At 66.3% G+C, this 22,093-nt stretch carries 20 protein-coding genes; 7 read left to right on the top strand and 13 right to left on the bottom strand.

Going from position 1 to position 22,093, the window contains the following annotated elements:
• The first annotated feature begins 12 nt into the window (after positions 1-12).
• The 3 genes from oadA (at position 13) to L1F06_RS24220 (ending at position 3,404) form a co-directional block, all read left to right on the top strand.
• Positions 13-1,821, top strand: coding sequence for a sodium-extruding oxaloacetate decarboxylase subunit alpha (gene oadA / locus L1F06_RS24230; protein ID WP_129483792.1), 1,809 nt, complete (start codon positions 13-15; stop codon positions 1,819-1,821).
• 337 nt (positions 1,822-2,158) lie between these two features.
• Positions 2,159-3,100: a sodium-dependent bicarbonate transport family permease gene (locus tag L1F06_RS24225; protein ID WP_012020220.1), complete on the top strand. Its 942-nt coding sequence runs from the start codon at positions 2,159-2,161 to the stop codon at positions 3,098-3,100.
• A gap of 1 nt (position 3,101) precedes the next feature.
• The gene (locus L1F06_RS24220) at positions 3,102-3,404 is read left to right on the top strand and encodes a P-II family nitrogen regulator (protein ID WP_003241154.1); all 303 of its coding nucleotides are present in this window, start codon (positions 3,102-3,104) and stop codon (positions 3,402-3,404) included.
• 83 nt (positions 3,405-3,487) lie between these two features.
• Here L1F06_RS24220 and L1F06_RS24215 read toward each other — a convergent pair whose 3' ends face one another.
• From L1F06_RS24215 to L1F06_RS24165, 11 genes are all read right to left on the bottom strand, one after another.
• On the bottom strand, positions 3,488-4,216 hold the full coding sequence (locus tag L1F06_RS24215; protein WP_003241152.1) for a carbonic anhydrase: 729 nt from the start codon (positions 4,214-4,216) through the stop codon (positions 3,488-3,490).
• 179 nt (positions 4,217-4,395) lie between these two features.
• A complete protein-coding gene (locus tag L1F06_RS24210; RefSeq protein WP_129483791.1) occupies positions 4,396-5,343 on the bottom strand; it encodes a carbohydrate kinase family protein in 948 nt (315 codons plus the stop codon).
• Between the two features lie 28 nt (positions 5,344-5,371).
• Positions 5,372-6,871, bottom strand: coding sequence for a xylulokinase (xylB, locus tag L1F06_RS24205; protein ID WP_129483790.1), 1,500 nt, complete (start codon positions 6,869-6,871; stop codon positions 5,372-5,374).
• Positions 6,872-6,874: 3 nt separating this feature from the next.
• The gene (locus L1F06_RS24200) at positions 6,875-8,350 is read right to left on the bottom strand and encodes a mannitol dehydrogenase family protein (RefSeq protein WP_129483789.1); all 1,476 of its coding nucleotides are present in this window, start codon (positions 8,348-8,350) and stop codon (positions 6,875-6,877) included.
• Between the two features lie 26 nt (positions 8,351-8,376).
• Entirely contained in the window at positions 8,377-9,480 is a 1,104-nt protein-coding gene (locus L1F06_RS24195) for an ABC transporter ATP-binding protein (RefSeq protein WP_129483788.1), read from the bottom strand.
• A 15-nt stretch (positions 9,481-9,495) separates the two neighbouring features.
• The gene (locus tag L1F06_RS24190) at positions 9,496-10,329 is read right to left on the bottom strand and encodes a carbohydrate ABC transporter permease (protein ID WP_012020214.1); all 834 of its coding nucleotides are present in this window, start codon (positions 10,327-10,329) and stop codon (positions 9,496-9,498) included.
• A gap of 10 nt (positions 10,330-10,339) precedes the next feature.
• Positions 10,340-11,275: a carbohydrate ABC transporter permease gene (locus L1F06_RS24185; RefSeq protein WP_129483787.1), complete on the bottom strand. Its 936-nt coding sequence runs from the start codon at positions 11,273-11,275 to the stop codon at positions 10,340-10,342.
• A 124-nt stretch (positions 11,276-11,399) separates the two neighbouring features.
• A complete protein-coding gene (locus L1F06_RS24180) occupies positions 11,400-12,710 on the bottom strand; it encodes an ABC transporter substrate-binding protein (protein WP_129483786.1) in 1,311 nt (436 codons plus the stop codon).
• Positions 12,711-13,025: 315 nt separating this feature from the next.
• On the bottom strand, positions 13,026-13,931 hold the full coding sequence (locus L1F06_RS24175; RefSeq protein WP_129483785.1) for an AraC family transcriptional regulator: 906 nt from the start codon (positions 13,929-13,931) through the stop codon (positions 13,026-13,028).
• Between the two features lie 91 nt (positions 13,932-14,022).
• Entirely contained in the window at positions 14,023-15,084 is a 1,062-nt protein-coding gene (locus tag L1F06_RS24170; protein WP_012020210.1) for a PA0069 family radical SAM protein, read from the bottom strand.
• Positions 15,085-15,202: 118 nt separating this feature from the next.
• A complete protein-coding gene (locus L1F06_RS24165; protein WP_003241132.1) occupies positions 15,203-16,204 on the bottom strand; it encodes a bile acid:sodium symporter family protein in 1,002 nt (333 codons plus the stop codon).
• 81 nt (positions 16,205-16,285) lie between these two features.
• Between L1F06_RS24165 and L1F06_RS24160 the strand changes: the two genes are divergently transcribed.
• Positions 16,286-17,077: an AraC family transcriptional regulator gene (locus tag L1F06_RS24160; protein ID WP_129483784.1), complete on the top strand. Its 792-nt coding sequence runs from the start codon at positions 16,286-16,288 to the stop codon at positions 17,075-17,077.
• A gap of 293 nt (positions 17,078-17,370) precedes the next feature.
• Here L1F06_RS24160 and L1F06_RS24155 read toward each other — a convergent pair whose 3' ends face one another.
• Together L1F06_RS24155 and prlC are read right to left on the bottom strand one after the other, a co-directional pair.
• Complete coding sequence (locus L1F06_RS24155) at positions 17,371-17,658, bottom strand: YheV family putative zinc ribbon protein (protein ID WP_003241128.1); 288 nt, start codon at positions 17,656-17,658, stop codon at positions 17,371-17,373.
• Positions 17,655-19,703 (bottom strand): oligopeptidase A, encoded by a 2,049-nt coding sequence (prlC, locus tag L1F06_RS24150; protein WP_129483783.1) that lies wholly within the window; start codon positions 19,701-19,703, stop codon positions 17,655-17,657. Before prlC ends, L1F06_RS24155 begins: the two co-directional genes overlap by 4 nt.
• Before the next feature lie 136 nt (positions 19,704-19,839).
• Here prlC and L1F06_RS24145 point away from each other — a divergent pair, with 136 nt between their 5' ends.
• The 3 genes from L1F06_RS24145 (at position 19,840) to L1F06_RS24135 (ending at position 22,057) form a co-directional block, all read left to right on the top strand.
• On the top strand, positions 19,840-20,382 hold the full coding sequence (locus tag L1F06_RS24145; protein ID WP_003241125.1) for a gamma carbonic anhydrase family protein: 543 nt from the start codon (positions 19,840-19,842) through the stop codon (positions 20,380-20,382).
• Positions 20,379-20,867 (top strand): GNAT family N-acetyltransferase, encoded by a 489-nt coding sequence (locus tag L1F06_RS24140; RefSeq protein ID WP_129483782.1) that lies wholly within the window; start codon positions 20,379-20,381, stop codon positions 20,865-20,867. Before L1F06_RS24145 ends, L1F06_RS24140 begins: the two co-directional genes overlap by 4 nt.
• 221 nt (positions 20,868-21,088) lie before the next feature.
• The gene (locus L1F06_RS24135; RefSeq protein ID WP_129483781.1) at positions 21,089-22,057 is read left to right on the top strand and encodes a hypothetical protein; all 969 of its coding nucleotides are present in this window, start codon (positions 21,089-21,091) and stop codon (positions 22,055-22,057) included.
• The last annotated feature ends 36 nt before the right edge of the window (positions 22,058-22,093 follow it).

Genomic DNA, 22,093 nt, shown 5'->3' with positions numbered 1-22,093 from the left:
AGGACTCAGAACATGAGCAAGAAAGTTACCGTCACCGACACCATCCTGCGCGACGCCCATCAGTCGCTGCTGGCGACCCGCATGCGCACCGAGGACATGCTGCCGATCTGCGACAAGCTCGACCGCGTCGGCTACTGGTCGCTGGAAGTCTGGGGCGGCGCCACCTTCGACGCCTGCGTGCGCTTTCTCAAGGAAGACCCGTGGGAGCGCCTGCGCCAGCTCAAGGCGGCGCTGCCCAACACCCGCCTGCAGATGCTCCTGCGTGGGCAGAACCTGCTCGGCTACCGCCACTACAGCGATGACGTGGTGCGCGCCTTCGTGGCCAAGGCCGCGGTCAACGGCATCGACGTGTTCCGCATCTTCGATGCGATGAACGACGTGCGTAACCTGCGCGTGTCCATCGAGGCGGTGAAGGCCGCCGGCAAGCACGCCCAGGGCACCATCGCCTACACCACCAGCCCGGTGCACACCATCGACGCCTTCGTCGAGCAGGCCAAGCAGATGGCCGCCATGGGGGTGGATTCCATCGCCATCAAGGACATGGCCGGTCTGCTCACCCCCTACGCTACCGGCGATCTGGTCAGGGCGCTGAAAGACGCCCTGCCGCTGGAAGTGGTGGTGCACTCGCACGACACCGCCGGCGTGGCCAGCATGTGCCAGCTCAAGGCCGTGGAAAACGGCGCCGACCGCATCGACACCGCCATCTCCAGCATGGCCTGGGGCACCAGCCATCCGGGTACCGAATCCATGGTCGCGGCGCTGCGTGGCACGCCCTACGACACCGGCCTGGACCTGGAACTGATCCAGGAGATCGGCCTGTACTTCCATGCCGTGCGCAAGAAGTACCACCAGTTCGAGAGCGAATTCACCGGCGTCGACACACGCGTGCAGGTCAATCAGGTACCGGGCGGGATGATTTCCAACCTGGCCAACCAGTTGAAGGAGCAGGGCGCCCTCAATCGCATGGGCGAAGTGCTGGAAGAGATTCCGCGGGTGCGCGCCGACCTCGGCTACCCGCCGCTGGTGACGCCCACTTCGCAGATCGTCGGCACCCAGGCCTTCTTCAACGTGCTCGCCGGCGAGCGCTACAAGACCATCACCAACGAGGTGAAGCTGTACCTGCAAGGGCGTTACGGCAAGGCGCCGGGCAAGGTCAATGACGAGCTGCGCAAGCGCGCCATCGGTAACGAGGAAGTGATCGAAGGGCGCCCAGCCGACCTGCTCAAGCCGGAGATGGCCAAGCTGCGCGAGGAGATCGGCAGCCTGGCCAAGTCCGAAGAGGACGTGCTGACCTTCGCCATGTTCCCCGACATCGGCCGCAAGTTCCTCGAGGAGCGTGCCGCCGGCACCCTCAAGCCCGAGGCCCTGCTGCCCATGCCGCAGGTCGGCGGCGCCGCGCCGGTGGGGGGTGAAGGCGTGCCCACCGAGTTCGTGGTGGACGTGCATGGCGAGAGCTACCGCGTCGACATCACCGGTGTCGGCGTCAAGGGCGATGGCAAGCGCCACTTCTACCTCTCCATCGACGGCATGCCGGAAGAGGTGGTGTTCGAGCCGCTCAACGAGTTCGTTGCCGGCAGTGGCGGCAAGCGCAAGCAGGCCAGCGCACCGGGCGACGTGTCCACCACCATGCCGGGCAACATCGTCGATGTACTGGTCAAGGAAGGTGATGCGGTCAAGGCCGGTCAGGCCGTGCTGATCACCGAAGCGATGAAGATGGAAACCGAAGTGCAGGCGCCGATCGCCGGTACCGTCAAGGCCGTTCACGTGGCCAAGGGCGACCGCGTCAATCCGGGCGAAGTGCTGGTGGAAATCGAAGGTTAACCTCAGGAGCCCGACCTGTTGGATGGGCAAGTTTGACGGGGCATAACCCGGGCTCCTTTTTTATTCCGCGCTACGGCGCATCTTTGTCCCGGGGGCCGCAAGGCTCCCTTTTTTTGACTGGCCGCCAGTTGTGCCGGCTAAGCTTTCCGGCCATGCCCCAGTGTCTCGCCAATGGCGAGGCAAGGCAGGGTGATCAGCACCGCCCTGCTGGGGCATGGCCTTTTCCTTTGCGTGCGTGTGGTCGTCCGGGTAGGGTGCGCCATGCGCACCGAGAGGGGCGGTGAATAGAGTGACTGGTGCGCACGGCGCACCCTACGAGGTTGGGGGAGGAGCTCAAGTGGGTCTGGATCCGGTAGTGCTGTTTTTCGTCTTCGGCCTGGTCGCCGGGCTGCTCAAGAGCGAGCTGAAGCTGCCGGCGGCGCTGTACGAGACGCTGTCGATCATCCTCCTGCTGGCCATCGGTCTGCACGGCGGCGTGGAGCTGGCGCAGCAGGCCAGCCTGCAGCTGCTCGGTCAGTCGGCGCTGGTGCTGGCGCTCGGCGTGCTGCTGCCGATCCTGGCGTTCGTCCTGCTGCGCGGCCTGCGTTTCGACCGCGTCAACGCCGCGGCGGTGGCGGCGCACTACGGCTCGGTCAGCGCCGGTACCTTCGCCGTGGTGGTGGCCTACATGCTGGCCAAGGGCATCGAGTTCGAGAGCTACATGCCGCTGTTCGTCGCCATCCTGGAGATTCCGGCGATCCTGGTCGGCATCGTCCTGGCCAAGGGCATTGCACGCGACACCCACTGGGGCGAGCTGGGCCGCGAGATCTTCCTCGGCAAGAGCATCATGCTGCTGCTCGGCGGCCTGGTGATCGGCGCCATCGCCGGCAAGGAGGCGATCAAGCCGCTGGAGCCGCTGTACACCAGCATGTTCAAGCCGGTGCTGGCGTTCTTCCTGCTGGAGATGGGCCTGATCGCCTCCGGTCAGCTCGGTGCGCTGAAGCAGTTCGGCCTGCGCCTGGCCGGCTTCGCCCTGCTGATGCCGCTGCTCGGTGCGCTGATCGGCGCCCTGCTGGCGCGCTTCATGGGGCTGAGCCTGGGCGGCACGGCGATGCTCGCCACCCTGGCTGCCTCGGCCTCCTATATCGCGGTGCCGGCGGCCATGCGCCTGGCCCTGCCCGAGGCCAATCCATCGCTGTCGCTCACGGCCTCGCTGGGGATAACCTTCCCCTTCAATATTCTGATCGGCATTCCGCTGTACCTGGCGCTGGCCGAACGACTGATTGCCTGGGGGTTCTGAGATGAACGCACATAACCGCACCTTGCTCACCGTGATCTGCGAGGCGGCGCTGGAGAAGCGCCTGCTGGCCGACCTGGAAACGCTGGGCGCGCCCGGCTGGACCATTTCCGACGCCCGCGGCCGTGGCCACCGTGGCGTGCGCAGCGCCGGCTGGGACACCGAGGGCAACATCCGCCTGGAAATCATCTGCAACCGCGAGCTGGCCGAGCGCATCGCTGAGCATCTGCAGGTGCGCTACTACGACCACTTCGCCATGGTCTGCTACCTGGCCCAGGTGGAAGTGCTGCGTGGGGAGAAGTTCTGACGGGGCCCCGGTAGGGTGCGCTATGCGCACCCGGCGGCCCCTCGGTTCGGTCACCTGCCGCAGAGGGGCGAGGCGCGCGGCGCTCAGTCCTGCGGGTAGCGCGCGCGCGGGGTGGCCATCGGCACCTTGTCGCCATCGAGCGGCAGGAAGCTGCCCAGCTCGGCGTCGTAGGCCCGGATCTGACTGGTTTCGATGTCGTACACCCAGCCGTGGATGAACAGTTGGCCGCGCGCCAGCTTGGCCGCCACCGAAGGGTGGGTGCGCAGGTGGTCGAGCTGCGCCACCACGTTTTCCTCGGTCAGCACGGCGAGGGTTTCCTGGTCGTTGCCGCAACTGCAGTTCTCCGCCACCACGGTGCGCGCCACTTCGGCATGGCGCAGCCAGGCCTTGACCGTGGGCATGGTTTCCAGCGAGGCCGGATTGAGCACCGCCTTCATCGCGCCGCAGTCGGAATGGCCGCAGATGACGATGTGCTGCACGCCCAGGGCCATCACCGCGTACTCGATGGCGGTGGACACGCCACCCATCATCTGGCCGTAGGGCGGTACCACGTTGCCGACGTTGCGGTTGACGAACAGGTCGCCCGGGGAGCTCTGGGTGATCAGCTCCGGCACCACGCGCGAATCGGCGCAGGTGATGAACATGGCGCGCGGGTTCTGTGCGGTGGCGAGCTTCTTGAATAGCTCTTCCTGCTGCGGGAACACCTCGTTGCGAAAGCGCTTGAAGCCCTCGACGATGCTCTGCAGCGCCTGCTCGGCGGTTTCATTGCCCTCGTGAGCCTGAAGCGGAATGACCTGGTGTTTGTAAGGCATGCCCTGAACCTCTGTGAACCTGAAAAGACGCTGCTATGGCGACAGCGCCAGTGCCGGGCGAGTCACATGCCGAGTGTCGCCTCCGGCGGGCTGGGCGACAACCCGCAGCTGCAGCCAATTGGTCCTGGCGCAGGCATAGGCCCTTCGTCGCCCGCTGCCCGGGGCAGGGTGCGGTGGGGTCAGCGCGCGCTTTGCCGCTCCAGCTCGTGCAGGTAGGGCAGGTCGGGCCCGACCCGGGCGCAGGTCAGCGCGGCAGCCTCGATGGCCAGGTGCAACATGGCGTCGATCTGCTCCTGGCTCAGCGTCGCCAGCGCCTCGGGGCTGTCCAGCTCGTGGCGGGCCAGGTAGCTGAGCAGCGCGGCCTGGAAGGTATCGCCGGCGCCGACGGTGTCGCGGGTGGCTACGGCCATCGCCGGCGCCGACCAGTGGCCGTGGCGACTATGGACGCTGGCGCCTTTGCTGCCCTTGGTGAGGAACACCAGTTGGCAGCGCGCGTTAAGCCAGCCCACTGCGACCTGCTGCGGGTCGCGCTCGGGATAGAGCAACTGCAGGTCTTCCTCGCTGACCTTGATCAGATGGGCATAGCCGGCGAAGGTCTCGACGCGCTCGCGCCAGCGGGCGATATCCGGCGCGGGGCCGAGACGCACGTTGGGATCGAGGCTGATCAGGCGTTGCTGATGTTCGCGCTGCACCAGCGTCAGCAGCGTCTCGGCCACCGGCTCCACCACCAGCGAGAAGGAGCCGACATGCAGGCCGCGTACCCGCGTATCGAGGGTCGGCAGGTGCTCGGCGAGCAGCTGGCGGTCGGCGCAGCCTTCGCCACGGAAGCTGTAGTGCGGCGAACCGGCCGCGTCCAGGCCGACCATGGCCAGGGTGGTCGGCGCATCGCTGGCGATCAGGTAGGCGTCGCTCACGCCCTCGTCACGCAGCACCTGGCGCAGGCGCTGGCCGAGGCTGTCCGAGGAGATCCCGGTGAACAGCGCCGCATCACTGCCCAGGCGTCTCAGGCCGAGCGCCACATTGAACGGCGAGCCGCCGGCAATGGCCTTGAAGGCCAGCTCGTTGCTGCGCGCGCCGTCGTTCTGGATGAACACGTCGAACAGTGCTTCGCCACAGACCAGGTACATAGACGTCTCCTCTAGCGTCGTGGCGTTCTCACGCCGGTGTGTTTGCGGCGAGCCGGCCGACCTGCTCGCGGTAGCGTTGATAGACCGCGTCATACTGCGCCGTGCGCGCCGGGTCCGGCTGCGTCTGGGTGCTGGTATCGAGCTGTACGCAGCGCTCGCACAGTTCGGCCAGCTGCGCCTGGCGATCCGCAGCGGGCGTCAGGCACCAGGCGGCCTGGATCGCGGCGCCCAGCGCGGCGGCTTCGGTGTGTTGCGGGCAGACCAGCGGCGTGCCCATGATATCGGCGATCAGCTGGCGCCATACCGGGCTCTTCGCCGCGCCGCCGACCAGACGGATGATCTCGCTCTGCAGGCCGCTGGCACGCAGCAGGTCGAGGCCGTAGCGCAGGCCGAAGGCGGTGCCCTCGATCACCGCCCTGCACAGGTTGGCGCGGGTCAGGTTGTCGCTGTCCATGCCCAGCAGACTGGCGCGTGCGTTCGGCAGGGCCGGCACCCGTTCGCCGTTGAAAAACGGCAGCAACAGCAGGCCCTCGGCGCCGATGGGCGCCTGCGCCACCAGGGCGTCGAAGCTGTGGATATCCAGCTCCAGCAACTGCCGGATCAGCCCACTGGCATTGGTCAGATTCATGGTGCAGATCAGCGGCAGCCAGCCGCCGGATGACGAGCAGAAAGTGGCCACCTGCGCGTGCGGGCTCACCGTCGGCTGATCGCTGTAGGCGTAGAGCGTGCCGGAGGTGCCCAGACTCATGGTGATCGCGCCGTGTCGGATATTGCCGGTACCGATGGCGCCCATCATGTTGTCGCCGCCGCCGCTGGCCACCACGGCATCCGGGTTCAGGCCCAGGCGCAGGGCGATCTGCGGGCGCAGGCGGCCCACTGGCTGATCCGACTCGATCAGCTGCGGCAGTGCGTTGCAAAGGCGCCCGCTGGGGTCGATGAAGTTCAGCAGCTCGACATCCCAGCTGCGCGTGCGCACGTTGAAATAGCCGGTGCCGGAGGCATCGCCGTACTCGCTGCAGGCGCGCCCGGTGAGCCAGTGGTTGAGGTAGTCGTGCGGCAGCAGGATATGCGCGATGCGGGCGAAGACATCGGGGTGCTGCTCCCGGGTCCAGAGCAGCTTGGACACCGTATAGCCCGGCGCGATGGCCACGCCCAGGCGCTGCAGCGAACCGCTTTCGCCGCCGAGGTGGTCCAGCAGGCGCTGGTTCTCGGCGCTCGACTCGGTATCGCACCAGAGCTTGGCCGGGCGCAGCACCGCGCCCTGTTCATCGAGCAGCACCAGGCCATGCTGCTGGCCGGACACACCGATGCCGAGAATCCGCTCGCCGCTGATGCCGGCAGCCGCCAGCGCCTGGGCGGTCGCCTGCTCGAAGGCCTCCAGCCACTGCTGCGGCTGCTGTTCGCGGCGGCCGTTGGCGCCGCTCTGCAGCGTGTGGCTGGCGCTGCCGGCGCCGAGCACCTGGCCACTGCCTACGTCCAGCACCAGCGCCTTGGTGCCCTGGGTGCCGCAGTCGATACCGAGGTACATGCCTCAGTCGCCCAGTAGGGTCTGCAGGGTGCGCGTCACGCCGAGCTTGCGCAGGCTGTCGTAGCACAGCTCGAACGCCGCGACGAAGGCTGCCGACTGCGGGATCGCCGTGCCGAAGATCGCCTCGACGCCCAACAGTCGCTCGCGCACCTGATCATCGTCGGCCACCAGCGACTGACAGAACGCGGCGCGCGGATCGGCGATCCGGTAGTGCGCGCCGTTCTCGTCGACGCCCCTGAGGTACAGCGCCCAGGCCGCGACCACCAGCGCCGCGCGCTCCAGCGGCCGGCCATCCTCGATCAGGCGGTTGAGTGTGGGCACGATGAACTTGGGAAACTTCGACGAGCCATCGGAGCAGACGCGTTCCAGCTGGTCGGCGATGGCCTGGTTGGAGAAACGCTCGATCAGCGTGTTCTTGTAGGTGCTCAGGTCGATGCCGGGCACCGGCGCCAGTTGCGGGGTCACGTCCAGATCCATGAAGTCGCGCACGTAGCGGCGCAGCAGCGGGTCGTTCAGGGTCTCGTGGACGAAGCGATAACCCTTGAGAAAGCCCAGGTAGGTCAGCGCCAGGTGGCTGCCATTGAGCAGCTTGATCTTCATCTCCTCGTAGGGCGTGACATCGTCGGTGAACTGCACGCCGACCTCTTCCCAGGCCGGCCGACCGCTGACGAACTTGTCCTCGACCACCCATTGCACGAAGGGCTCGCAGACCACCGGCCAGGCATCCTCGACGCCGTGCTGCTCGGCCAGCTGCTGGCGATGGGCGGCGCTGGTCATCGGCGTGATGCGGTCGACCATGGCATTGGGAAAGCTCACGTGATGGTCGATCCAGCTGGCCAGCTCGTGGTCGGCCAGGTGGGCGAAGGCCAGCAGCGCCTTGCGCGTGACATCGCCGTTGTGCGGCAGGTTATCGCAGGACATCAGGGTGAAGGCCGGAATGCCGGCCGCACGACGTTTGGCCAGGGCGGCGCAGAGAAAGCCGAACACGCTCTGCGGCGATTCGGGGCGGCGCAGGTCGTGGGCAATGACCGGCAGCTCGGCGAGAAATTCGCCAGTGCTGTCGTCGATGCAGTAACCGCCTTCGGTGATGGTCAGCGAGACAATGCGAATCGCCGGGTCGGCCAGCTTGTCGATCAGCGCCTGCGGCGACTCCTCGGCCAGCAGCATGTCGCTGATCGCGCCGATCACCCGCACCGGCAGGTTCGCCTCGTCGCCCAGTTCGACCAGGGTGTAGAGGTAATCCTGGCTGGCCAGGGCGTCGCGCATGGCACGGTCTTCGGCGCGCAGGCCGACCCCGCAGATGGCCCAGTCGAGGGCCTCGCCCTGGTTCATCAGGGCATCGGTGTAGGCCGCCTGGTGGGCGCGGTGAAAGCCGCCGACGCCGATATGGACGATGCCCTGGCGCAACGCGTCGGGGCTGTAAGCCGGCAGCGCGACGGCGCCGCCAAGCCGGGAAAGCTGCTGGCGATTGAGTTTCATCTGGAAAATCCCGTGATGGAGCGGCGTCAGGCGGCCTGCTGCAGTGGTTTGCCGATGGCGCGGCCGTCGGCGGCGAAGAGGTGGCAGTGCGCCGTGTCGAAGTCCAGGGTCAGGGCATCGCCGTAACGCGGGGCGAAGTCGCCGCGCACGCGCACCGTGAGCATCTCGCCCGAGGCGCTGCGCACATGGCAGAAGGTGTCGCTGCCGAGGCGTTCGCTGACGTCGGCGGTGACCTGCAGGCGACCGCTGCCGGCGCTGACCACGTTGAGGTGTTCCGGCCGCAGCCCCAGGGTCACCTGGCTGTCCGGGCCAAGGTCGGTGGCGCACAGCGGCAGGGTGAGGCTGGGGCCGCAGTCGAGCCGCACCTCGCAGCTGGCGGCATCCGCCCGCGTCACGCTGCCACGCAGGAAGCCCATCTTCGGCGTGCCGAGAAAGCCGGCGACGAACAGGTTGGCCGGGTGGTGATACAGCTCCAGCGGCGAGCCGACCTGCTCGACGCGCCCGCCATTGAGCACCACCACCTTGTCGGCCAGGGTCATGGCCTCCACCTGATCGTGGGTCACGTAGATCATGGTCGCCTGCAGCTCCTTGTGCAGCCGTGCCAGTTCCAGGCGGGTCTGCACGCGCAGGGCGGCGTCGAGGTTGGACAGCGGCTCGTCGAACAGGAAGATCTTCGGGTTGCGCACGATGGCGCGGCCGATGGCCACGCGCTGGCGCTGGCCGCCGGAGAGCTGTCTGGGTTTGCGTTCGAGCAGGGCGTCGAGCTGCAGGATGCGCGCGGCGTTGGCGACCTTCTCCGCGATTTCCTGCTTGTTCACCCGGGCCAGATCGAGGGCGAAGGACAGGTTCTTGCGCACGCTCATGTGCGGGTACAGCGCGTAGGTCTGGAACACCATGGCCAGGTCGCGTTTGGCCGGCGCCATGTCGGTGATGTCCTGGCCGTCGAGTTCGATATGGCCGCTGCTGACTTCCTCGAGGCCGGCGATCAGGCGCAGCAGGGTGGATTTGCCGCAGCCGGACGGGCCGACGAAGACCACGAATTCGCGGTCGCGGATATCCAGATCGACACCCTGGATGATCGCCGTGCCATCGAAGCCTTTTCTCAGGTTGCGGATCTTCAGATCGGCCATGTGCAAGGTCTCCCGTTATTTCACCGCGCCGAAGGACAGGCCGCGGACAAGTTGTTTTTGGCTGATCCAGCCGAAGATCAGGATGGGCGCGCAGGCCAGGGTCGAGACGGCGGAGAGCTTGGCCCAGAACAGGCCCTCAGGGCTGGAGTAGGAGGCCACCAGCGCGGTCAGCGGGGCGGCGGCGGAGCTGGTCAGGTTGAGCGACCAGAACGCCTCGTTCCAGCACAGGATCAGCGACAGCAGCATGGTCGAGGCCAGGCCGCCGCGGGCGATCGGCAGCAGCACGCGGACGATCTCCTGGCCGGTGCTGGCGCCGTCCAGGCGCGCCGCTTCGAGGATTTCCGCGGGGATGTCCTTGAAGTAGGTGTACACCATCCATACCAGGATCGGCAGGTTGATCAGGGTGTAGATGATGATCAGCACCAGACGCGAGTCGAGCAGGCCGAACTGCTTGGCCAGCAGGTACACCGGCACCAGCACGCCCACCGGCGGCAGCATCTTGGTCGACAGCATCCACAGCAGCGTGCGCTTGGTGTGGCGCGTCTCGAAGAAGGCCATGGAGTAGGCGGCCGGCACGGCCAGCAGCATGCCCAGCAGGGTCGCGGAGAAGGAGATCAGCACCGAGTTCCAGGCGAAGGCGAAGTAGTCGCTGCGCTCGTTGATATGCAGGTAGTTCTCCAGCGTCGGCATGAAGATGAACTGCGGCGGCGTGGCGAAGGCGTCGATCTCGGTCTTCAGGCTGGTCAGCAGCATCCACAGGATGGGGAAGAAGATCACTGCGGCGATGGCCCAGCACAGCGAGCCGATCAGCAGGCTGTGCAGGCGCCGGGACTGTTTCAGGGTCAGCATGCTCTGCTCCTCACTGCCGCGCGGTCAGGTTCTTGCCGATCATGCGGATCAGCACGATGGCGGCGATGTTGGCGATGACCACCGCGATCAGCCCGCCGGCCGAAGCCATGCCGACGTCGAACTGCAGCAGGGCCTGGGTGTAGATCAGGTAGGCGAGGTTGGTCGACTCGTAGCCGGGGCCGCCGCTAGTGGTGGTGTAGATCTCGGCGACCACCGAGAGCAGGAAGATGGTCTCGATCATCACCACCACGGCAATCGGCCGCGCCAGGTGCGGCAGGGTCAGGTGCCAGAAGATGGCGATGGGCCCGGCGCCATCGAGGCGCGCGGCTTCCTTCTGCTCCTGATCCAGCGACTGCATGGCGGTCATGAGAATCAGAATGGCGAACGGCAGCCACTGCCAGGACACGATCAGGATGATCGAGAACAGTGGGTGGTGCGCCAGCCAGTCCACCGGCTGGGCGCCGAAGAACTGCCAGATGGCGGCGAGAATCCCCGATACCGGATGGAAGATCAGGTTCTTCCACAGCAGCGCGCTGACCGTGGGCATGATGAAGAACGGCGAGATCAGCAGCACCCGCACGATGCCGCGGCCGAAGAATTCGCTGGCCTCCAGCAGCGCCGAGATCAGCACGCCGAACACCACGCTGATCAACAGCACGCTGCCCACCAGCAGCACGGTATTGCCGGCGCCGGAGAGAAAGGCGGCGTCGGTGACGAAGTATTCGAAGTTCTCCAGACCGACGAAATCGTTCTCGCCGGGGTAGAGCAGGTTGTAGCGGATCAGCGAGAAGTAGATGGTCATGCCCAGCGGCACGATCATCCAGATCAGCAGCAGGGCCACCGAGGGGCTGACCAGAAACCAGCCCGGCGCCAGACGCCGGGGCTTGCGCGCCACCGGCGTGCCGGCCTGCGCGGCAGCAGGAGTATTGATGGCCGAAGAGTTCATCATGCCTCCGAGAACGGAATGGGGGTGGCTTCCGCTTTAGCCCGTAGGGTGGGCTTCAGCCCACCACGAACTCACGGTGAAAACCCTGGTGGGCTAAAGCCCACCCTACAGGACAGCAGTTTCCTTACTTCGGATACCCGGCACGCTTCATTTCCCGCTCGGTGCTCTGCTGCGCCGCCTGCAGCGCCTGCTGTGGTTGCATCTGCCCGGTGAGCGCGGCGGCGAACAGCTTGCCGACACTGGTGCCGATGGCCTGGAACTCGGGAATGGTCACCAGCTGGATGCCCACGTAAGGCACCGGCTTGGCGCTGGGGTCGGCCGGGTCGGCCTTCTGCAGCGAATCCAGAGTGACCTTTGCGAACGGCGCGGCCTGCATGTAGGCATCGCTGTAGGTCGAGGCGCGGGTGCCTGGCGGCACGTTGGCCACGCCATCGCGCTCGGCCACCAGTTCGGCGTAGGCCTTGGAGGTAGCCCAGGCGCTGAAGGCCTTGGCGGCGTCCTTGGACTTGGAGCTGGTGGGAATCGCCAGGGCCCAGGAGTACAGCCAGGAGGCGCCCTTGTCGGTGACCTGGGTCGGCGCGAAGGTGAAGCCGACGGCATCGGCGACCTTGCTCTGCGAGGTGTCGGTGACGAAGGAGCCGGCCACGCTGGCATCGACCCACAGCGCGCACTTGCCGCTGTTGAACAGCGCCAGGTTCTCGTTGAAACCGTTGCTGGAGGCGCCGGGCGGGCCGTATTTCTTCATGTTGTCGACGTAGAAGTTCAGCGCGTTCTGCCACTCGCTGCCGGTGAATTCCGGCTGCCACTGCTCGTCGAACCAGCGCGCGCCATGGGCATTGGCCAGGGTGGTGATCAGCGCCATGTTCTCGCCCCAGCCGGCCTTGCCGCGCAGGCACAGGCCGTACTGGCCCTTGTCCGGCTGGTGCAGCTTGGCGGCGAACTCGGCCATCTGCTCCCAGGTCGGCTGTTCGGGCATGTTCAGACTGGCCTGCTCGAACAAGTCCTTGCGGTAGTAGGTGATCGAGGCTTCGGCGTAGAACGGCAGGGCATACAGCGTGCCCTTGGCGGACAGGCCTTCGCGCACCGAGGGGAAGACGTCGTCGAGGTCGTAGTCGGCCGGCAGTTCGGTCATCGGCTCCAGCCAGCCCTTCTCGCCCCACAGCGCCGCCTCGTACATGCCGATGGTGAGCACGTCGAACTGGCCACCCTGGGTGGCGATATCGGTGGTCAGACGCTGGCGCAGCACGTTCTCCTCGAGCACCACCCACTTCAGGCGGATGTCGGGGTTCTGCTCTTCGAAGGTCTTGGCCAGCCGCTGCATGCGGATCATGTCGCTGTTGTTGACCGTGGCGATGGTCAGGGTTTCGGCGCCGTGGGCGCCCGTGGCGAGGAACAGGCAAGAGGTTGCAAGGAGTGCTTTGAAGGCGTGGTTCATGGCGTTGAACTCCTCTTCCGCGCGCTGTGGCTGCGGAAGAACGTTATTGTTTTTGTTTCGCTCGGCCCGGATTACACCCCCGCACGCCGGTGCGGACAAATGCTTGAGGGCACAAAAACCGATACTTTTTTGCACTGATGGGCCTTGGGCAATGCTTCGCTCTGCTGGTGGCGAAGTGCTCTGCAGGCGCGGCTGGAGAAGGCGTAACTGGCAGCGGAGGCGCGCGCTAGACCGTGCTAGAGGCCGCCGCCGGAGAGGCTGGTGGCCGCGCCAGCGCGCGGGCCGCGCGGCTGGCGGCAGACGAGAATGGCCGATTTAGTACAGGTTTTGCTCGGTCAGGCGCTGCACCACCAGCTTGCGATAGCGCGACGGCGTCATGCCCTTGAGCTGCTGGAAACGCCGGTTGAAGTTAGAGATGTTGCTGAAGCCGGACTCGAAGCACACTTCGGTGACCGGCTTCTCGCTTTTGCTCAGTAGTTCGCAGGACTTGCTCACCCGCAGGCGATTGACGAACTCGACGAAGCCGCGGCCGGTGGCCTGCTTGAAGAAGCGCGAGAAATAGCTGGGTGTCATCCCCAGGTGTTCGGCGACCTCCTCCTGGCACAGATCCTGGGCGTAGTGCTGGAAGATGTAGTCCACCGCGCGGTTGATCCGCTCGACGTGCTGCTCGTCGCCCAGGTCCGCGGCGGTCATGGCCGAGAGCAGCTGGTAATCCTCGCTGGCGGCCAGCAGTTCGAGCAGGATGAAGAAGTGGCCGAGGCGGGTGATGCCGCGGCTGTCGGCGATCCTGCGCAGCAGCAGAGCGGCCTCGCGGATCACCCGCGGATCGCGAAATTCGATGCCGAACTGGGCGCGCGCCAGCAGCGGCGCCAGGCTCTTGAGTTCGGCGAACACCGCCGAGCCCTGTTCCAGTACCTCGTCGGTGAAGTTGACCAGCATGTCGCGGGTTTCCACGACCTCGCCGTCCTCCACCTGGCTGATCCAGTTGTGCGGCAGGCCGGGGCCGGTGAGAAACAGGGTGTTGGGCGAGAAGTTGCCGATGTAGTCGCCGATGAACACCTTGCCCGAGCTGGCGACGATCAGGTGCAGCTCGTACTCCTTGTGGAAATGCCAGCGCACCAGCGGGCTGGGAAAACCATGCTGACGGTAGATCAGCGAATGGCCCTCATGGTCGTCCATCAGTTCGTAGGAGGGGTCTGCTGCACGGGAGATACGGGTCATGAGCGTCGCCGGTCGGTGCCTCGAGTGGCGATGTTTTAACACATCGCGCGGGCTCGCCAAGCCCGCCGCGCCCGGAGACGACGTGCGGGGGCTACAACAGGCTCAGCTGGGCGCCCGGCGGGCAGAACAACGAGCAGTCCAGGCTCAGCGGCTCGCGCTGGTCGAGCTGCAGGCGCCGGCGCGCCAGGCGAAAGCGCTGCGCCAGCAGATCGGCGAACTGGCCCTCGCCACGCATGCGGCTGCCGAAGCGGCTGTCGTAGTTCCTGCCGCCGCGGCTCTGGCGGATCAGGCTCATCACATGCTCGGCGCGCTCGGGGAAATGCGCCTGCAGCCACTCCTCGAACAGATCGGCGATCTCCAGCGGCAGGCGCAACAGCACGTAGCCCGCCGAACGCGCGCCGGCATCGCGCGCGGCTTCGAGCAGGTGTTCGAGCTCCATGTCGTTGATCATCGGGATCATCGGCGCGCACATCACGCTCACCGGCACCCCGGCTTCGTGCAGCGTGCGCATGGCGCGCAGGCGGGCGGCCGGCGCCGCGGTACGCGGCTCCATGATGCGTTTCAGCTCGTCGTCCAGGGTGGTCAGGCTGAAGGCCACGCTGACCAGGTTGTGGCTGGCCAGCTCGCTGAGCAGGTCGAGGTCGCGCAGGATCAGCGAGCTCTTGGTAATGATGTGCAGCGGGTGCCTGTAGCGCAGCAGAATCTCCAGGGCCTGGCGGGTCAGGCGCTGTTCGCGCTCGATCGGCTGATATGCATCGGTGTTGATGCCCAGGGCGATGGGCTGCGGCACGTAGCCGGGTTTCTGCAGCTGTTCCTCGAGACGGTCGGCCAGGTTGGTCTTGGCGATCAGGCGGGTCTCGAAGTCGATGCCCGGCGACAGGTCCCAGTAGGCATGGCTGGGGCGGGCGAAACAGTAGATGCAGCCATGTTCACAGCCGCGGTAGGGATTGACCGAGCGATCGAAGCCGACGTCCGGCGACTTGTTGCGGGTGATGGCCGTTTTCGCCAGCTCGCGCCGCACCTCGGTGGCCCGGCTGGGCGGGGTTTCCTCCTGATACCAGCCATCGTCCTGCGCCACCGAGCGGGTCGGTGCGTAGCGGTTGTGCGGGTTGCTGGCGGTGCCGCGGCCGCGCGGCGGAACAGGGGCTGGCATGTGTGTGATCCGAAATACTGTATGCATGAACAGTATCTGGATTGGCAGCAGGACGCCAGCCCCGCGCCTGGTTCAGTCGTCGGTTTGTGCCCGGCCGTTCGACCGGCCGGGCGCCGTCTCAAACTCGGGAAGCGGTCTGGCCGTCGACGGCTTCCTGCTCCGGGCGGCGTGCATAGCGCTGAGCCAGTACCGCACAGACCATCAGCTGGATCTGGTGGAACAGCATCAGCGGCAGGATCAGCAGGCCGATGCTGCCGCCGGCGAACAGCACCTGGGCCATGGGCACGCCGGTGGCCAGGCTCTTCTTCGAGCCGCAGAACACGATGGTGATGCGATCCTCCAGGTTGAAGCCCAGCCACTTGCCCAGCAGATGGGTGAGCAGCAGCGCCAGGGCCAGCAGCACGCAGCAGGCCAGCACCAGAGCCAGCAGGGTGACCAGTGGCACTTCCTGCCACAGGCCGCCGATCACCGCGGCGCTGAAGGCGGTGTAGACCACCAGCAGGATCGAACTCTGGTCCACGTACTTCAGCCAGCTCTTGTTCTTGTTGACCCAACCGCCGATCCAGCGCTGGGCGATCTGGCCGAGCACGAACGGCAGCAGCAGCTGCAGGCTGATCTTGCCGATGGCATCGAGGGTCGACCCGTTGGCGCCCTCGACGCCCATCAGCAGCGCCACCAGCAGTGGCGTGACGAAGATACCGAGCAGGCTGGAGGCCGCCGCGCTGCAGATCGCCGCCGGGATGTTGCCGCGCGCCAGCGAGGTGAAGGCGATGGCCGACTGCACGGTGGCCGGCAGGGCGCACAGGTAGAGCATGCCCAGATACAGCTCGGTGCCGATCAGCGGGGCCAGCAGCGGCTTGAGCAGCAGGCCGAGCACGGGGAAGAGTACGAAGGTGCAGGTGAACACCAGCAGGTGCAGGCGCCAATGCCCGGCGCCGGCCAGGATGGCCACGCGCGACAGCTTGGCGCCATGCAGGAAGAACAGCAGAGCGATGGCCAGGTTGGTGATCCACTCGAAGGCCACCGCCACCTGGCCACTGGCGGGCAACAGGGTGGCGATCAGCACCACGGCGAGCAGGGTCAGGGTGAAGGCATCGGGCAGCAGGCGGCGCAGGAACATGGCGAATCTCGGGCTTGCGATACAGGAGGGCGCCACACTATCGTCATCGAGAGCTTCCGACTAACGCCAAAGAGTCAGCTAGTGTCGCCAAACAGACATCCGGATACCGTCCATCGCAGCCTGCCCGAGCTGCCCAGCCTGCCCCGACCGCTCTACGGCCGGGTCGAGTCGCTGACCAACCGTGCGCTGACCTTTCGCCACACCCACCCTTGGGTGCAGCTCTCCTATGCCATCGCCGGGGTGCTCGAGGTGCAGACCGCCGGCGCCCGCTTCGTCGCCCCGCCGCAGCGCGCGGTGTGGGTACCGGCTGGCGTCGAGCACCGCGTGTTCAGCTCGCCGCGCACCGAGATGCGCAGCCTGTACATCGATGGCAGTGCAGTGCCCTGGGGGCCGGAGGAGTGCCGGGTGCTGGCGGTCAGCCCGCTGCTGCGCGAGCTGATTCGCCGCTTCAGCGATCTGCCGATCGAATACGACGAACAGGGTGCGCCGGGCCGGCTGGCCGCGGTGTTGCTGGATGAGCTGCAGGCCGCGCCGGCAGTGGCGCTGATGCTGCCGCTGCCGCAGGACGCGCGGCTGCGCGCGGTGTGCCAGGGCCTGGAGGATGCGCGCCTGCGCCAGCTCGGCCTGGGCGAATGGGGCGAGCGCCTGGGTGTTTCGGAAAAGACCCTGAGCCGGCTGTTCCTGCGCGAAACCGGCCTGAGTTTCCGCGCCTGGCGCCAGCGCCAGCGCCTGCTCGATGCGCTGACCCCGCTGGAGCAGGGTGAGCGCGTCACCGACGTGGCGCTGGCCTGCGGTTACGACTCGTTATCGGCCTTTATCGCCGCCTTTCGCCGCCAGTTCGGCGCAACGCCTGGGGAGTTTTTCCGCGAGTAAGGTCGAGGTGGGTGCAACTCGCCTGCATCAATCGCCACGAGTCGTAGGGTGGATTAGCCGCTTGTCGCGGGGGGGGGGGGAAAAACGCTGCGGCTGCTGCGGCGTAACCCACCATCGGCGCAACGTCCATCGCCTGGTGGGTTACGTGGGGCGGCCATCCGAGCGCGCCACCTTATATCGGCGCTTGCGAAATCGGCGTTCTGCGCCGCTAACCCACCCTACGGAACTACCGAGCGGCCGTTGTGTAGCCCGGATGCAATCCGGGGCAGCGTGCCAAGCATTCCCCTACATCGTTACTCACTGGGTTTCTTCAATTTGGGATTGGGGAAGAACTGCACCGCCTGCACATTGGGATCGGCCGCCTTGGGCTTGAGGCCGCTGACGTTAACCCGGGTCGGCAGCTCCTTGGGCACCGAATTACCGCGTGCGTCGAGGGTGTCGGCGTAGCCGCACTTGACGCATTCGCGGTGCGGCACGCCGTCGACGTTCCACATCTTGATGCTGTCGGTCTCGCTGCACGCCGGGCACACGGCGCCGGCGATGAAGCGTTTCGGGGTGCTGTTCACAGGTGCATCGCTCATGCGGCCTCCTGGCTCAGGCCGAGGTGGCGCAGCAGGGCGTCGATGCTCGGCTCGCGACCGCGGAAGTCGACGAACAACACCATGGGCTCCTGCGAGCCGCCACGGGCGAGGATCGCTTCGCGGAAGGCGCGGCCGGTATCGGCGTTGAACACGCCTTCTTCCTCGAACTTGGAGAAGGCATCGGCGCTGAGTACTTCGGCCCACTTGTAGCTGTAGTAACCGGCCGCATAGCCGCCGGCGAAGATGTGCGCAAAGCCGTTGGCGAAACGGTTGTAGGCCGGCGGGCGCAGTACCGAGACCTCATTGCGCACGCCTTCGAGCACGTCCAGCACGCTGCGGCCGTCGCCGTGGCTGGCGTGCAGCTCGAAGTCGAACAGGGAGAACTCCAGCTGACGCACCATCATCAGCCCGGACTGGAAGTTCTTCGCCGCCAGCATCTTGTCCAGCACGGCCTGCGGCAGCGCCTCGCCGGTTTCATGGTGGCCGGAGATCAGCGCCAGGCCTTCGGGCTCCCAGCACCAGTTCTCCATGAACTGACTCGGCAGCTCGACTGCATCCCAGGCCACGCCGTTGATGCCCGAGGCGCCGGCGTGCTCGACGCGGGTCAGCAGGTGATGCAGGCCATGGCCGAATTCGTGGAACAGGGTGGTGACCTCGTCGTGGGTCAGCAGCGCCGGCTTGCCGCCGACCGGCGGGGTGAAGTTGCACACCAGGTTGGCCACCGGGGCGATCAGCTTGCCCTGGGCGTCGCGGCGCTTGTCGCGGGCGCCGTCCATCCAGGCGCCGCCGCGCTTGTTGGCGCGGGCGTAGAGGTCGAAGAAGAAGCGCCCGACGTGCTGGCCGTTCTCGGTGATCTCGAACAGGCGCACGTCCGGATGCCAGGTGTCGAAGCCTTTCAGCTCGCGAATCTCGATGCCGTAGAGCTTCTGCACGATGGCGAACAGGCCGCTGAGCACCTTGTCCACCGGGAACCAGGCGCGCACCTCTTCCTGGGAGATGCTGTAGCGCTGCTGGCGCAGCTTCTCGCTGTAGTAGCCGACGTCCCAGCTTTGCAGGTCATTCAGACCCTGCTCGGCGGCGAAGGCTTTCAGTTCGGCCAGGTCCTGCTCGGCGAAGGGTTTGCTGCGCACCGCCAGGTCGCGCAGGAAGCTCAGCACCTGGTCGGTGGATTCGGCCATCTTGCTGGCCAGGCTCAGTTCGCTGTAGTTGGCGAAGCCGAGCAGGCGCGCCAGTTCCTGGCGCAGGTCGAGAATCTCGGCCATCAGCGGGCCGTTGTCGTTCAGCCCGGCGTTCGGCCCCTGGTCGGAGGCGCGGGTGCAGTAGGCGGCGTAGACCTCTTCGCGCAGGGCGCGGTCGTCGGCGTAGGTCATCACCGCGTAGTAGCTGGGGAATTCCAGGGTGATCAGCCAGCCGTCCAGGCCCTTGGCCTCGGCGGCCTGCTTCATCTGCGCCTTGGCCGAGTCGGTCAGGCCGCTCAGCACGGCTTCGTCGGTGATGTGCTTGGTCCAGGCCTGGGTGGCGTCGAGCAGCTGGTTGGAGAACTTGCTGGTCAGCTCGGACAGGCGCATCTGGATCTCGCCGTAGCGCTTCTGCTGCTCGGCTGGCAGGTCGATACCGGACAGGCGGAAATCACGCAGGGCGTGTTCGAGGATGGTCTTCTGCGCCACGTCGAAATCGGCGGCCGCCGGGCTCTGCGCCAGCGCCTCGTAGGCCTGGAACAGCGGCTTGTTCTGGCCCATTTCGGTCCAGTACTCGGACAGCTTGGGCAGGCAGGCCTCGTAGGCGGCGCGCAGCTCGGGGCTGTTGCACACCGAGTTGAGATGGCTCACCGGACTCCAGGCGCGGCCCAGGCGTGCGCCCAGTTCGTCCAGCGCCAGCACCAGACCGTCCCAGCTCGGGTTGGCCTGCTGCGCCTCGAGCAGCTTGGCGATGGCGGCGCGGCTGTCGGCCAGAATCTGGTCGACGGCGGGCTCGACGTGCTCCGGTTTGATCTGCGAGTAGGGCGGCAGGTCGAAGTCTTGCAGCAGGGGATTGTTCGCGGTCACGACGAGGCACCTGTGGCGAATGAAGATAGGATTGTGACCCCGGGGCGTTGCTGAATAATTCCCGGGGAGATGACAACCGACATGGGGCTCATCTTAATTAGAATCAAGCCTTCCCGCAGCCTTGGAGATTTCTATCGTGGCGATTCGCAGTTTCCAGCAATACACCCCGCAGCTCGGTGAACGAGTCTTTGTCGACGCCAGCGCGGTGGTGCTGGGCGACGTGGAAATCGGCGCCGACAGCTCGGTGTGGCCGATGGCGGTGGTGCGCGGGGACATGCACAGCATCCGCATCGGCGCGCGCAGCAGCGTGCAGGACGGCAGCGTGCTGCACATCACCCACGCCGGGCCGTTCAACCCGGCCGGCTATCCGTTGATCATCGGCGACGAGGTCACCATCGGCCATAACGTCACCCTGCATGGCTGCACCCTGGGCAACCGCATCCTGGTCGGCATGGGCAGCATCGTCATGGATGGCGCGGTGGTCGAGGACGAGGTGGTGATCGGCGCCGGCTCCCTGGTGCCGCCGGGCAAGCGCCTGGAAAGCGGCTACCTGTACGTCGGCAGCCCGGTGAAGCAGGCACGCGCGCTGACCGAGCAGGAGCGCAGCTACTTCGCCTACAGCGCGGCCAACTACGTGCGGCTGAAGGATCTGCACCTGGTCGAGGGGTATGACGGTTGATCGATATCCGCCCCATCACCTCCGCCGATTTCGATCAGGTCTGGACGATCATCCGTGACGTGGTGCAGGCGCAGGAAACCTACGCCTTCGACCCCGACATGGATCGCGACGCGGCCTGGAAGATCTGGGTCGAACTGCCGCGCGCCACCTTCGTTGCCGCAGAGGCTGGGCAGATTCTCGGCACCTACTACATCAAGGCCAACGCCGCCGGCCCCGGCGATCACGTCTGCAACTGCGGCTATATGACCGCCCCGGCCGCCCGTGGCCGCGGCATCGCCAGCCGGCTCTGCGCCCATTCGCTGCAGGTGGCGCGCGAGCTGGGCTTCAGCGCCATGCAGTTCAACAGCGTGGTGGCCACCAACACGGTCGCCGTGGCGCTATGGCAGAAGCACGGCTTCGAGATCGTCGGCACCCTGCCCAAGGCCTACCGCCATGCCCGCCATGGGTTGGTGGATTGTTATGTGATGTTTCGAAGCCTGGCCTGAGAATCCTCACGAGCCTGAGGATTTCTGCTCCTGGGCCATCTCACGCGGCGGCAATCCGCACGATCGTGAGGATTTTGCGCAAGCCGCCTTCTTCGGTGCGCTGGCCAACTCGCCTTCCATTTGACGGATAGCTCGGGATCGGACCGAGTCGCTTCTAACCGGCCCCTGCGATGGTTAAGCTCGCCCCTTGCGCAGGACATCGCCCACGACAAGGATTTCCCATGACCCAGCCCAACCCATTCGCCCCCGAACAACCCGCGCCTAGCGCTGCCTTGCGCCAACCGTCTGCCCTGCCTTTGCAATTGGCTGGCGTGGTTCTGGCGGCGGGCCTGATCGGTGTTCTGGTTTCGCTGATCGGCGGGTTGGTCAACGTTGGCCTGAACGACTCCGGTGCCTGGTTGCGCTATGCGGCGGTCTACTGGGTCACCCATCTGCTGATGGCCGGGCTGGGTGCCTATTGGCTGGCGCAGGCCTATCTGGAGCGTCATGGTCTGGAGGGCTATCGCCAGCCGGCTGGCTTGCTGGCCAGCTATGGCCTGACCTACCTGCTGTTGGGCTGGGCGATCGGTCATGTGTCCGGCCTCCTCTACATATGGATCTACGATCAGGTGGGTTTCTACGACAGGTACTGGCTGGTTAATCTGGGCATGTGGCTGTTCGGTTTGCTGGGCTTCTGCCTGCAGGTGTTGCTGCCGCTCTGGCTGCTTTTGCATCTGTTGCGCGACAAGGCCGAGGTGGCCGACGGCGCAATACAGGTTTCGGCGGTGAAGCTGGCCTGCTGTTTCGCCCTGGCCCTGGCGGTGGCGTACCTGCAACTGGCGGGGCTGGCCACGCGCTTGTGGAGCGGGATGGGCGCTGGCTATGCGCTGGAGGGCTGGGAAGGAGCGATCAACCTGGCGCAGGCAGTGGTCGTCGCACTGGTGGCGTTCTTCGCCGCACGCTCGGCGTTGCCGCAGCAGGTGCGCGGTTTCAGAGGCGGTCGCCTGGCGCTGGCGGTGCTGATCACGCTGGCGCTGTGGATAGCCAGTGCGCTGCTCGGCGCAATTGTCCTGGTGGCGCTGGTGCTGGTCGGCGGCGTCGGCGAGATCTTCCTGCTGCTGGCAATTGGGGCGCTGCAACTGGCGCTGCTCTGGCCGTTCAGCCGCCTCGGTTTGCGTTGGGGCTATCAGACGCAGGCCGTGCGAGGGTGAAGGATGGCGTGAAGGGGCGTATCCTTCCCCGTCGTT

The organism is Pseudomonas hydrolytica (assembly GCF_021495345.1).
In the GTDB taxonomy this organism is placed as follows: Bacteria; Pseudomonadota; Gammaproteobacteria; order Pseudomonadales; family Pseudomonadaceae; genus Aquipseudomonas; species Aquipseudomonas hydrolytica.
Note: the sequence above shows the minus strand (reverse complement) of the source record. Positions and strands in the feature narration are given on the sequence as shown.